The 13184-nt window shown below is 43.4% G+C and carries 11 protein-coding genes; 9 read left to right on the top strand and 2 right to left on the bottom strand.

From position 1 onward, the window contains the following. The first annotated feature begins 31 nt into the window (after positions 1-31). Positions 32-1237 (top strand): homoserine dehydrogenase, encoded by a 1206-nt coding sequence (locus G587_RS0104860; RefSeq protein ID WP_026491327.1) that lies wholly within the window; start codon positions 32-34, stop codon positions 1235-1237. 23 nt (positions 1238-1260) lie between these two features. Further along, on the top strand, positions 1261-2580 hold the full coding sequence (locus G587_RS0104855) for an aspartate kinase (protein WP_026491326.1): 1320 nt from the start codon (positions 1261-1263) through the stop codon (positions 2578-2580). 58 nt (positions 2581-2638) lie between these two features. On the opposite strand, the gene G587_RS0104850 is transcribed toward G587_RS0104855, so the two are convergent. Next, positions 2639-3379: a hypothetical protein gene (locus G587_RS0104850; protein WP_026491325.1), complete on the bottom strand. Its 741-nt coding sequence runs from the start codon at positions 3377-3379 to the stop codon at positions 2639-2641. Between the two features lie 143 nt (positions 3380-3522). Between G587_RS0104850 and G587_RS0104845 the strand changes: the two genes are divergently transcribed. From G587_RS0104845 to G587_RS0104825, 5 genes are all read left to right on the top strand, one after another. Then, positions 3523-4029, top strand: coding sequence for a DUF6106 family protein (locus tag G587_RS0104845; RefSeq protein ID WP_026491324.1), 507 nt, complete (start codon positions 3523-3525; stop codon positions 4027-4029). 14 nt (positions 4030-4043) lie between these two features. Next, positions 4044-5498 carry an IMP dehydrogenase gene (guaB, locus tag G587_RS0104840; protein ID WP_026491323.1) on the top strand — a complete coding sequence of 485 codons (1455 nt, stop codon included), beginning with the start codon at positions 4044-4046 and terminating at the stop codon, positions 5496-5498. A 129-nt stretch (positions 5499-5627) separates the two neighbouring features. Next, positions 5628-8288: a bifunctional diguanylate cyclase/phosphodiesterase gene (locus G587_RS21440; RefSeq protein WP_051200743.1), complete on the top strand. Its 2661-nt coding sequence runs from the start codon at positions 5628-5630 to the stop codon at positions 8286-8288. A gap of 102 nt (positions 8289-8390) precedes the next feature. After that, positions 8391-10052, top strand: coding sequence for a glutamine--tRNA ligase/YqeY domain fusion protein (locus tag G587_RS0104830; protein ID WP_026491322.1), 1662 nt, complete (start codon positions 8391-8393; stop codon positions 10050-10052). Between the two features lie 75 nt (positions 10053-10127). Continuing rightward, a complete protein-coding gene (locus G587_RS0104825; protein ID WP_026491321.1) occupies positions 10128-10997 on the top strand; it encodes a DUF2225 domain-containing protein in 870 nt (289 codons plus the stop codon). Positions 10998-11044: 47 nt separating this feature from the next. Here G587_RS0104825 and G587_RS21435 read toward each other — a convergent pair whose 3' ends face one another. Beyond that, the gene (locus tag G587_RS21435; RefSeq protein ID WP_051200741.1) at positions 11045-11380 is read right to left on the bottom strand and encodes a hypothetical protein; all 336 of its coding nucleotides are present in this window, start codon (positions 11378-11380) and stop codon (positions 11045-11047) included. A gap of 169 nt (positions 11381-11549) precedes the next feature. Here G587_RS21435 and G587_RS24165 point away from each other — a divergent pair, with 169 nt between their 5' ends. Next, positions 11550-12152, top strand: a complete 603-nt coding sequence (locus G587_RS24165; protein ID WP_051200738.1) for a TetR/AcrR family transcriptional regulator — start codon at positions 11550-11552, stop codon at positions 12150-12152. Between the two features lie 36 nt (positions 12153-12188). Continuing rightward, positions 12189-13115 (top strand): carbohydrate kinase family protein, encoded by a 927-nt coding sequence (locus tag G587_RS0104810; RefSeq protein ID WP_026491320.1) that lies wholly within the window; start codon positions 12189-12191, stop codon positions 13113-13115. Positions 13116-13184: the final 69 nt, after the last annotated feature.

Below are 13184 nucleotides of genomic sequence, written 5' to 3'. Positions count from 1 at the left end.
TGGAAAAATTTATCTACAGGAGGAAGTCAAAATGACAAAGATTGCAGTATTAGGTTACGGCACAGTGGGGAGCGGTGTCGCAGAGGTTCTGGATGTTAACGCAGCGTGCGTAGAGGATAGCGCCGGTGACAAGATAGAGATTAAGTATATACTGGATCTTCGTGATTTCCCCGGAGATAAGTATGAAAATAAAGTGGTTCACGATTTTGATGTGATCTTAAATGACCCTGAGGTCGAGGTTATCTGCGAGACCATGGGAGGAATCGAGCCCGCATTTACATTTGAGAAGAAGGCACTGGAGAGCGGCAAGAGCGTATGTACCTCCAATAAGGAGCTTGTTGCAGCTCACGGACCTGAGCTTGTTGAAATAGCTAAGAAAAACAATGTAAGCTATCTGTTTGAGGCAAGTGTAGGTGGCGGTATTCCGGTACTTCGTTCCATGAATGATTCCATTCGCCATGAAAAGCTCGACTCCATCACAGGGATCTTAAACGGAACAACCAATTACATCCTGACCAAGATGGATCAGGAGGGAGCAGATTTTGACAGCGTACTTAAGGTTGCTCAGGATAAGGGCTACGCTGAGAGAAATCCCGAGGCTGATATCGAGGGACATGATGCCTGTAGAAAGACAGCAATCCTTGCTTCCATAATGAGTGGTCAGTTCGTAAAGCATGAGGACATCTATACTGAAGGAATTACCAAGATCACAGGTGAGGATTTTGAGTACGCAAGAGAGCTTGGAATGGCTATTAAGCTTCTTGGAAGCTGCAAGAGAGAGGACGGAAAGTTCTTTGCAATGGTTGCACCTTTCCTTATTCCTTCCGATGATTCACTTGCAAATGTAAACGGCGTTTTCAATGCAATCAATGTTCATGGCAATATGCTTGGCGACGTAATGTACTACGGTAAGGGCGCAGGTAAGAAGGCCACAGCTTCAGCTGTAGTTGCAGACGTTATCGATATCGTTCGTCACAAGGGTAAGCACATCGACTGGAATCTGAAAAATGTTCCCGCTGAGGTTGCTTCCACAAAGGATGATGTTAGAAACTTCTTCGTAAGATGCGATGCATCAGGCGAGAGCAGTGCAAAGGAGCTTTTTGGTGATGTTAATCAGGTTAAAGCAGCTAAGGTGAGCGGCGAGTTCGCATTTGTTACACCTGAGATGTCTGAGAAGGAGTTTGCTGAGAAATTCGAGAAGCTTAGCGGCGCGAAGAGTTATTTAAGATTATTGTGATATATTGAGGAGTGAGTGAAAAAATGAGCAAGGTAGTAAAATTCGGAGGCACTTCCTGTGCTGACGCAAAGCAGTTCCAGAAGGTTGCAGAGATTGTTAAGGCTGACAAGGAGCGCAGATATGTGGTTGTATCTGCTCCCGGAAAGAGAACTAATCTAGATGTTAAAGTAACTGATATGCTTTATCAGTGCTACGATCTGGCTGAAAAAGGAAAGGACTTTTCCAAAGAGCTGACTGCAATCGAGGAGAGATTCAATGAGATCATCAAGGGCCTTAAGCTCAAGATGTCATTGAAGGATGAGTTCGCTGAGATCGCAAAGAACTTCAAGGCAAAGGCAGGCAGTGATTATGCAGCATCAAGAGGTGAGTTCTTAAATGGTAAGATCATGGCTCAGTATCTTGGATTTGAGTATGTTGATCCCGCAGAGGTTGTTCTCTTTGATGAGGACGGAAGCTTCGATGCAGAGCTGACAAACCGCAAGATGGCCAAGCGCCTTAAGAATGTTGAGTATGCAGTTGTCTCCGGTTTCTACGGAGCCTACGAGGATGGAAAGATCAAGACCTTTTCAAGAGGCGGATCAGATATCACAGGTTCTATCATCGCAAGAGCTATTCATGCAGATGTATATGAGAACTGGACTGATGTTTCAGGCTTCCTTGTAGCAGACCCCAGAATCATCGACAGACCTGCTCAGATTGAGACTATCACATACACAGAGCTCCGAGAGCTTGCATATATGGGTGCTTCCGTTCTTCATGAGGATGCAATTTTCCCTGTAAGAAAAGAGGGCATTCCGATCAACATCAGAAATACCAACAGACCTGAGGATGTTGGAACCTGGATTGTTGAATCAACTGCTAAGAAGTCAAAGTTCACTATCACAGGTATCGCAGGTAAGAAGGGATTCTGCTGTGTGAACATCCTTAAGGATCAGATGAACTCAGAGGTTGGATTTGTGAGAAGAGTTCTTCAGGCCTTCGAGGATCAGGACATTTCAATCGAGCATGTTCCTTCAGGAATCGATACCATGACAGTATTTGTTTCCCAGGATGATTTCATTGATAAGGAGCAGGCAGTTGTTTCCGAGATTCACAGACTTGCAAAGCCGGATCTTCTCGAAATCGAATCAGACCTTGCACTTATCGCAGTCGTTGGTCGAGGCATGAAGAGAACCCGCGGTACTGCAGCGAGAATCTTCTCAGCACTTGCACATGTAAGTGTCAACGTTCGCATGATCGATCAGGGTTCATCCGAGCTTAACATCATCATCGGTGTTGAAAACAGAGACTTTGAAAAAGCAATCAAGGCTATATACGATATCTTCGTAATGACACAGCTTTGATTTAAACAGACATAAAATAAGCCATCCGCAATTGATAAGCGGATGGCTTTTTAGTTTCTTAGTTAAGTATATATTGGATGAAATCCTTTGCTACGTCGGTGCGCTGGCTTGCAGTTACGATTCCGATGTAGGCCTTCTCGCCGGGGTAGTACTGAATCTCGTCGAGATGCGGATTGTTCTCAAGGATGATTCCTACGGGAACAGGCTCTGTTTCAGACATCTTTGCCATTGAATCCTCGGCGGGCTCGGTAGGAGTAATTCCTGTTTCCGGATCTGTTTCCTTTACGAAGTCCTCGGGAGTTGCGTAGTATACCTTATCTCCAAGTGCTGCGAGTTCTTCTTCGGTATAATAATTTCTTAAATCCTGAAAAATTTCATTTCCTACATAGTTCTTGAAAATTGTTTCATCTGCCATGATGACATCTAAGTCTCTGGCAGCTATCATGGCGTATATTCGCTCTGAGTTGGCGATCGAGTACTGGTCAGGACTCTTTAAGTCGATTGTTGAAGATGAGTCAATTGCAATCGTGAACTTCGAGGTATCGATTTTTTCATAGTCGGCGAAGCCATCTCTTATTGAATCAGGTTCCATCATGCTCGCTGTGTTTATGAAGGTACATGACAGAGCATACGGCTTTTGCATAACAATGTCTTTTACAATTGAGATAGTGACTATCACCACGATGACTGCCACAATTACATGGATTTTGTAATAATCCCAAAAATAATCCCAGTGAGCTTTGAATCCCATTCCCTTAAGGGCCTGCCACTGGCTTCTTTTTTCTTCGTTGATATTCATTTTTCAATTACTCCTCAAATTCAATAATAGCTACCCTCGCCGAAAGAACTTTTTGAAAAGTTTTCGTTCCGATTCTTGACGAGAGTTTACAGTTAATATATCATAACGTTTAAAAAACATGGAAGGAAATTTGCAAAAAAATGATGAGTGACAGCAGTTACGTAGAAGTTTTAGTTGCAAGAAAGCCTCAGCCGCTGATGGTTTTCCTTAAGTATCTTTTGATTCTTTTGGCAGTATTCTCATTTATTCTGGGATTCTTAAGCGGAAGCATTATTTTTATGATACTTTTCGTGGCATTCGGAGTCGGAGTTTATTTTGTATCTCTCAATGCATCCATTGAATACGAGTATCAGTATTGCGAACGTGAGATCACCGTAGACAAGATTCTTAACAAGAGTAAGAGAAAAAGAGTAGCAACTTTCGAAGCAGAGCGCATGGAAATGCTTGCGCCATCTAAGTCCTATCATCTGGACGAATATCGTAATAAAGACAATTACAGATTGCTTGACTTCTCATCCGGAATCGAACAGCAGCCGGATATTACTTACACTATGTACTATGACGGCAGAGAAAAGGTTGTTTTCGAGCCCACAAGAGAAATGGTAGAAGCTGTTAAAAATATTGCACCTCGTAAAGTATTTATGGACTGAAAAAGGAGAGAAAAATGGGACAGATTATTGGCGAAGGAATTACTTTTGATGACGTACTTTTGGTTCCGGCATATTCACAGGTTGTGCCGAACATGATAGATGTCAGCACACATCTTACTAAGAAGCTTAAACTCAACATCCCCATGATGAGTGCAGGTATGGATACTGTAACAGAGCACCGCATGGCTATCGCTATGGCTCGTCAGGGTGGTATCGGTATTATTCATAAAAACATGTCAATCGAGGCTCAGGCTGATGAGGTTGATAAGGTTAAGAGATCTGAAAATGGCGTCATCACTGATCCTTTCTCTCTTTCACCTGATCACACACTTGCAGATGCAGATGCTCTTATGGCTAAGTTCCGCATCTCAGGCGTGCCGATCACAGAGGGCAAAAAGCTCGTTGGTATCATCACAAACCGTGACCTTAAGTTCGAGCAGAACTTTGATCAGAAGATCAGAGAGGTTATGACAAGTGAGAATCTTGTAACCGGAAGACCCGGAATTACTCTTGAAGAGGCTAAGCAGATCCTTGCTAAGTCCAAGAAGGAGAAGCTTCCTATCGTCGATGATGACTACAATCTTGTAGGTCTTATTACTATTAAAGATATCGAGAAGACAATCAAATATCCTCTTTCAGCAAAGGATGATCAGGGCAGACTTCTCTGTGGCGCAGGTGTTGGTATCAGCGCTAATGTTCTTGATCGTGTAGGTGCCCTTGTTGATGCAAAGGTTGACTGTGTTGTTCTTGATTCAGCTCATGGTCACTCGGAGAACGTTCTTAAGTGCCTCAGAATGATCAAGGAAAAGTACCCGGATCTTCAGGTTGTTGCTGGTAATGTTGCTACAGCTGCAGCTACAAAGGCTCTTATCGAGTCAGGTGCAGACGCTGTTAAGGTTGGTATCGGTCCCGGATCAATCTGTACAACACGCGTAGTTGCAGGTATCGGTGTTCCTCAGGTATCAGCAATCATGGATTGCTACTCAGTTGCAAGAGAGTACGGCATCCCGATCATCGCTGATGGTGGTATCAAGTACTCAGGTGACATCACAAAGGCTATCGCAGCAGGTGGAAGCCTTGTAATGATGGGTTCAATGTTCGCAGGCTGTGATGAAGCTCCCGGTGAGTTCGAGCTCTTCCAGGGTAGAAAATATAAGGTATATCGTGGCATGGGTTCAATCTCAGCTATGGAGAACGGTTCTAAGGATCGTTACTTCCAGGAGGGTGCTAAGAAGCTCGTTCCCGAGGGTGTTGAAGGTCGTGTTGCTTATAAGGGAACTGTTGAAGATACAGTATTCCAGCTTATCGGTGGTCTCAGAGCAGGTATGGGTTACTGCGGATGCGAGACAATCCAGCAGCTCAATGAGAATGGTAAGTTCATTAAGATGACAAGCGCAGCACTTAAGGAGAGTCATCCTCATGATATCCATATCACTAAGGAAGCTCCTAACTACAGCGTTGATGAGTGATAATTTTTTGCAAATAGTAAAGTCTTCTCCCGGAGTCGGGGGAAGACTTTTTTGATTAAGAATTTTACTTAAAAATATCACAATAAGTGATATAATTATTTGTAATTATAACTATTTCAGGAGACGGCTTTGGACAGCAACAAAAATCCCGGAAATTATATAAGAATGAAGGACAAAGAACTCCGCAAATGGCAGGACAGCTTTGCAACTATGTCAGGAGTTTATTTGTGTTGTCTTGATCCTAAGGGTGAGAAAATTACTGAGTTTTCAGGTGATGTTCTTGAAGTTTCAACCATCAAAAAAGCAGTGGATGATATCCACATCAGAAATATTTTTCAGAGAGTAACAGAGGGTGACTTAGAGGATCAGGCTGTTGAGAGAACAACTATTCCGAACCTCAGAGTTGCTGCGGTTGCAGCGAAGCTTGAGGGCGTAACACAGCTTGTATGGATCGTCTGCGGACTTCTTAAGGATGCAGAGTATGAGCCTGATCTTTACAAAGAGGAGCCTATCACTGATTTTTCATATCTGACAACAGAAAAGAGATTTTATAATTGCCTTGATTTCCTTAGAGTGACTACTCTTGCTATGGCTAAGGGTTATAAGTCAATGAATCAGGCAGAAGCTTCGACTGCTGAGAACTTCAAAAAGTCCGAGGATTTTAAGGTGTCCTTCCACAGAGCAGAGCTCATGACGGAGATCGTGTCTCTTCTTGATAGCGACGACGAGATAGAGGATATCATGACACAGATTCTCGTGAAGGTCTGCGAATATCTGGATATAAGCAATTCCTTTATCTGCCGTATGCACACTGAGGATAGCCTAATGGACATCGTCGTACAGTGGACAGGCGAGGGTGTTTATAAGATATTTGAGGAGGACAAGGATCTGGATCGCTGCTGGTTCCTTGGCAGGAATCACATGGTGGCCGTTTCTCCAAACACTGCCATGAATTCCGGTGAGAAGGAGCAGCTGGAGGACCTCGGAATAAAGGGCGTTGTTTCCGTTCCGATCGCAATTTCGGATCAGACACCTTTCTATGCATGCTTTGCAGAGACAAGAGATGATAAGCGCAATAAGGACTGGGTTGTGGATGACATCAAGTTCATCAATGACGCGATCAAAATCCTGCAGAATATCATCACGAAAAGACTTCAGAAAAATTCCATCGCAAGCTCTTTTCAGTCGCTGGAAGCGGTTCTCGACAACGTGGGAAGCTCGATTTATGTGCGCTGCATGAAGACGGACGAGCTGCTCTTTGCAAACAGAAGTCTTAAGAAGCATTTCGCTAAGGAGCTTCAGAAGAATACACTGAAGGATCTTTTTGAAGAAAATATACCTCCCCGTTCCCATAGCGGTAACTATGAGATTTATTACGAGGAGAAGGATCGCTGGTACGACCTTTATTACACCCGCATCAAATGGGTAGACGGAAGGCTCGTTTCACTCTGCGCTATCTACGAGATCACTGAAAAGAAGATATATCAAAAGCGCATAGAACAGCAGGCGTATACTGACTTTTTGACAGGTCTCTACAACAGATTATGCTGCGAGAGAGATCTGGTAAATTATGTAGAAAAGGCTAAAAAGAGCAATTCCAAGGGTATGCTCATGTATCTTGACCTTGATGATTTCAAGAAGATCAACGACGGTCTTGGACATCAGTTTGGAGACATTCTTTTGCAGGATATATCAGCTGCCATAAAGAGTATCGATGGTGTTCAGAACTCCTGCTATCGTATGGGCGGCGATGAATTTGTAATAATAGTTCCGCCTGAGCATTATCACAAGCTGGACAGCATCCTTGAGGAGATAAGAAGAGCCTTCGCAACTCCCTGGTATCTAAAGGACGGCGAATACTACTGCACGATGAGTATGGGTACTGTTGAGTTCCCTACTGCGGGCGATACAGTTGAAGAGCTTATCCGCAAATCCGACATCGCCATGTATGAAGCTAAGAAGTCCGGTAAAAACAGGATTTCCCAGTATTCTGAAAATATTGATGCGTCCACAATAAGACGCCTCGATATGGAAAAAGCCATGTACAAGGCTGTCGAGGACAACTGCCGCGAGTTCACGGTTAACTATCAGCCTATGCTTGATATTCTTGGAAGAAAGCCCAAGCTTGTGGCTGTGGAGGCCTTTGTCAGATGGAACAGCAAGATTCTGGGAAATGTTAATCCTTCAGAGTTTATCTCTCTGGCAGAGTATCTTGGACTGATTAATCCAATCGGTGAGCATGTATTTCGTGAGGCAGCCAAGTGCTGCGGGATCTGGAGTAAGAAGCTTAAGAGGAAGCTCAATATTCATGTTAATATGTCTGTGGTCCAGCTTATGCAGCCTGACATTGCGGATAAATTGAAGTCTGCGATTGATGATGCCGGAATAAAGCCATCACAGATGATACTGGATGTAAGGGAAGCTCTCACCATGAACAATACTGAGAGAACCAAGGGCGCCATGGAAAAGATCGGTGAGCTTGGCGTAAGGCTATCCCTTGATGATTTCGGAACAGGCTACAGCTCCATAAGCGGACTAAGAGCCCTTCCTTTTGCTGCGGTAAAGGTGGACAAGACCATAACCTCCGAGCTTGGAAAGGAAGAGTACGCGAGGTCACTTATTCATTCTCTGATGGATCTGTCGGGAGCACTTGGAGCCTATGTTTGCGCTGAGGGAGTAGAGAATGAAGAGCAGGAAAAGGTGTTAAAGGAGCTTAAAGTGCCACTTGTTCAGGGCGCTTACTATGATAACCCCATGTCCGCCGGAGAGTTTGAGAAAAAATATATTTAATGCTATGATAGTAATAAGGCTATTTTGCCATATTCTTCTCTGAAGAAGAGGAGAGGAGGCCATGAGGGGAAATATTTAAATAGAAAGTTGGATTTATAGAAAATGGCAGAAGAATCAAGAAATTTTATTGAGCAGGAAATTGACAAGGACCTGAAGGAAGGCGTATACGATCACGTCGTTACAAGATTTCCTCCGGAGCCTAACGGATTTTTACATATAGGACATGCAAAGAGTATTCTTTTGAATTACGGACTTGCCAAGGAGTACAACGGTAAGTTCAACATGAGATTTGATGATACAAATCCCACCAAAGAAAAGTCAGAGTTCATGGACGCTATTATCGAGGACGTTAACTGGCTTGGCGCTGACTACGAGGACAGACTTTTTTATGCATCAGATTACTTCGACAAGATGTATGAGAATGCAGTTAAGCTTATAAAAAATGGCAAGGCTTACGTTTCCGAGCTTACAGCTGAGGAGATGCGTGAGTATAGAGGAACACTTACTGAGCCCGGTAAGAATGATCCCAACAGGGACAGAAGTGTAGAGGAGAACTTAAGACTCTTTGAGGAGATGAAGAGCGGTAATGTTGAAGACGGTGCTATGACACTTCGTGCCAAGATCGACATGTCATCACCTAACATCAACATGCGTGACCCGATCATCTACAGAGTAGCACACATGTCACATGCACGCACAGGCGACAAGTGGTGCATCTATCCTATGTATGACTTTGCTCATCCTATAGAGGATGCAGAGGAGGGAATCACACATTCAATCTGTACCCTTGAGTTTGAGGACCACAGACCTTTATATGACTGGGTTAAGATCGAGTGCGGATATAAGAATCCTCCGCGCCAGATCGAGTTTGCAAAGCTTTATCTGCAGAATGTCGTAACAGGAAAAAGATATATTAAGAAGCTTGTTGAGGATGGAATTGTTGACGGATGGGATGATCCCAGACTTGTTTCAATCGCAGCACTCAGACGTCGCGGATTTACTCCCGAGTCTATTCAGAAGTTCGTAGAGCTCTGTGGTATCAGTAAGGCTAACTCAACAGCTGATTATGCAATGCTTGAGTATTGCATCCGTGAAGACTTAAAGCCTAAGGCTAAGAGAATGATGGCAATCCTTGATCCGGTTAAGCTTATCATCGATAACTATCCGGAAGGACAGGTTGAGATGCTTCCCATCGAGAACAATAAGGAAGCACCGGAGCTCGGAAGCAGAGAGATTCCTTTTGGCAAGGAGCTGTGGATAGAGCGTGAGGACTTCATGGAGGAGCCTCCGAAGAAGTACTTCAGACTTTTCCCCGGCAACGAGGTTCGTCTCATGAATGCTTATTTCGTAACCTGCACAGGCTGCGTTAAGGATGAGAACGGAGTTGTTACCGAGATCCACTGCACATACGATCCTGCAACCAAGGGTGGAGACAGCCCGGACGGCAGAAAGGTGAAGGGAACAATTCACTGGGTATCAGCTGAGAAGTGCGGTGAGGCCGAGGTTCGCCTCTATAAGAATATCATTGATGAGGAGAAGGGCGTATACAACGAGGATGGTTCACTTAACCTCAACCCCAATTCCATCACTGTAATTAAGAATGCAAAGCTTGAGCCTGAGCTTATGGAAGCAAAGGCTTATGATAAGTTCCAGTTCGTAAGAAACGGATTCTTCTGCGTTGACAGCAAGGATTCCAAGGACGGAGCTCCTGTATTTAACAGAATAGTTTCACTCAAGAGTTCTTTTGTACTGCCTAAAGCTTGATGCTTTTGGAATATTTTGCACTACCATGTAACTATTGTCAGATTTAATGACTATCAGCAATGAGGGGTAAAAAGCATGGGATTTTTGGATGGATTAAAAAAGTTTGGTCTTGGTGCATTAGAAAATGAAGAGCTATATGAAGATCCAAAAAAGAAGGAGCAGAAGGAAGAAGAAAAAAAGCCTGCTGTTGTCATCAATGAGGAGACACTTCTTTTTGATAAGAAATATACCTGCCCTATCTGTGAGACACAGTTTGATGTAAAGACACTGAGGTCAGGTAAGGTAAGGATGAAGAGCCAGGATATGGATCTTCGCCCGGTATACAATGAGATGGATCCCAGTAAATATGAAGTGGTTACATGTCCTCGTTGTGGCTATTCGGTTCTGGCAAAGTTTTTTGCTCCGCTCACAAAGTTCCAGATTGATGAGGTTAAGAGCAAGATAAGTTCCAACTACAAGAAGCAGACCTTCGGTACCAAGACCTATTCCTACGAAGAGGCCCGCGTGCGCTATGAGCTTGCGATCGCTTCTGCGATGGTGAAAAAGGCCAAGAATTCCGAGAAAGCTTATCTTTGTCTTAAGATGGCCTGGCTTATAAGAGGAGAGACAGAGCATCTTGATCCTTCGGCTCCGGATTATGAGGAGAAGAAAAAGAAGAACGAGGCAGAAGAGAAGGAGCTTTTAAAGAAGGCTCTGGACGGATTTGTGCTTGCAAGGCAGAGTGAGTCTCAGATTGCAGGTATGGATGAAACTACGACAGATTATCTGATGGCGGCGGTTGCAATGGAAGTTGATGAATTTGATATTGCTATCAGAATGATTTCCAATATTCTTACTTCCAGAACAGCTAATTCCAGAATTAAGGATAAGGCTAATGAACTAAAGGAAATTGTGGCTGAAAAGAAAAAAGCTGCGCAGGCAGCAGCTGCAGCACCTGAAGGATGATATAAAAAGTCCCCGGTATAAACCGGGGATTTTGTTTTGCCATTAATTCAAAGTGCGCCATCCATTTTCTTAAGATCACTGATGTCGTCATCTTCGTCATCGTCGAAGAACTCCTCTGTCTTATCAGGAGCAGGAGCTTCGGTATCAGTAGAAGCTTCCTCTGTGTCTGCCTTTTCTGAAGAGCTTGAGAGATTAACGTAGCGACGGCCCCATGAACCGCTTGTGTCATCATCTTCAAAATCATCAAAGTCATCGTAATCTTCAAAACCATCGAAATCCTCTGATAATTCAGAATCCTTCTGAGTGAGATAATAATATACACCAGCAGCGGCAGCACCGGCAGCGGCTGCAAACAAAAATACTTTACCAAAATGTTTGGACATTGGAACCCCCTTTATAATGAAAAAATTTTTTCGCTTGGTTCTGTACTATAAATGATAATACAATTTATTCAATAAGAAAAGCATTTGCGTTCAAATCGTTGAAAAAAGGTACATAAAATGCTATATTGAAATGGACTAGTCCGGTCAATTTTAGGAGAAATGTTTTTTCATGAACGAAAAATTTTTTGATCTTAAGAAAGAAAAGCAAGATCGTATTATCAATGCAGCGCTGAGAGCTTTTGCTCTTGGTGGTTATATGCATGCCAGTACAGACGATATTGTGAAGATGGCCGGTATCAGTAAAGGACTAATATTTCACTATTTTGAAACAAAGCTTGGATTGTATCAATTTGTTTATGATTACAGTGTGCGTGTAATTAATTTGGAGATTACAACAGGCGTTTCTAGGGATATCACCGATTTTTTCACAATACGAGAGGAAATAGAGAGGGTGTACTCTGTTTGTATGCAGCAGTATCCGTATATTAAGCTGTTTATGTACAGCGCTGCGGTGGAGGACACACCGGAGGCAGCTTCTGCTATTCTTGAAACTCGTGAGAATTACGATGAATCCATCAGGAAGAACCTGGATAGGGGAGATATCACCAGGTTTAAGCCTGAGGCTAATTATCAGATTGTTGATGACATGATCCAGATGGTGAACAAAGAGATACTGGAAAAGATGTTTCAGGAGGGCGTTTTCCAGCCGGAAGACTACTATGAAGAAGTTTTAAAGTACATGGAAATGCTTCGTGCGATTTCGTACGATTAAATGACGGCTTGACGGCCGGTTTTAAAGGAGGCACACATGGGAAAATTCGTCGTAGCAGGTATTACGCAGGTTGAGACAATCGTAAGAGTCAACAAGGTTCCGATTGAGTATGCTCCGCTTACTACAGAGATTAACTCAATTTATACGGGACTTGGTGGTGATGCTTATAACGAATCTCTTGCGCTCAGATGGCTGGGTGATGAGGTTGAGTTTATGTCGATCATCGGCAGAGATAAATCAGTCGAAGACCTGAACCCTCCGGGAACCAATATCGAACTTTCAACTAAGTATGTGGTTCAGATGATGGAGGAGACTCCTAACTGTGTGATCCTTTATGACAAGGAACGCAGAAGACAGATATTCGAGGATATCAAGGATCTGCGTGACAAGGTCTACGATATGTCTATGTTTGCTCCGCTTGCCAGCTGGGCTGATATGGTAGTTCTGGCCAATGCTAATTTCTGCAGACCCTTTGCAATTGCTGCCGCTGAGAACGGCAGGAAGGTTGCGGTTAATATCCGTAATTTCTGCAGGGAAAAAGAAAAATATAACAGGGATTTCCTTGACGCTGCTTCAATCCTTTATTTCTCGGATGATCAGCTCGAGGAGGATCCGTATGATTTCATAAGAGGAATCAGTAAGACCTACGGAACAGATATTATTATCATGGGCCGTGGTTCTAAGGGTGTTATTCTCTTTGACAGAAAAGGTGAGTTCATTGCCGATTACAAGACGGTAAAGACCAACGAGGTTGTTAATACTGTCGGTGCCGGTAATGCTCTTTTCTCATGCTTCCTGCACTATTATCAGGAGACAGAGGATTCTGTTAATTCCATTAAGAATGCACTCTTATTCTCATCCTACAAGATCGGTTACATGGGCACATCCAATGGTTTCATGACTACGGAACAGATGGAGCAGTGGCGTAATCTTATCTGGGGTATCAGAGATAACGGACTATGAGCCGTCAGTTGCTCATAGCCTGCGCAAGCAGTTATTAAAATAATTATAGTTTCAGAGAATATAGAGGAT

Origin of the sequence: Butyrivibrio sp. XPD2002, from assembly GCF_000423945.1 — a bacterium.
Taxonomy (GTDB): domain Bacteria; phylum Bacillota; class Clostridia; order Lachnospirales; family Lachnospiraceae; genus Butyrivibrio.
This window is presented reverse-complemented; position numbering and strand designations above follow the sequence as displayed.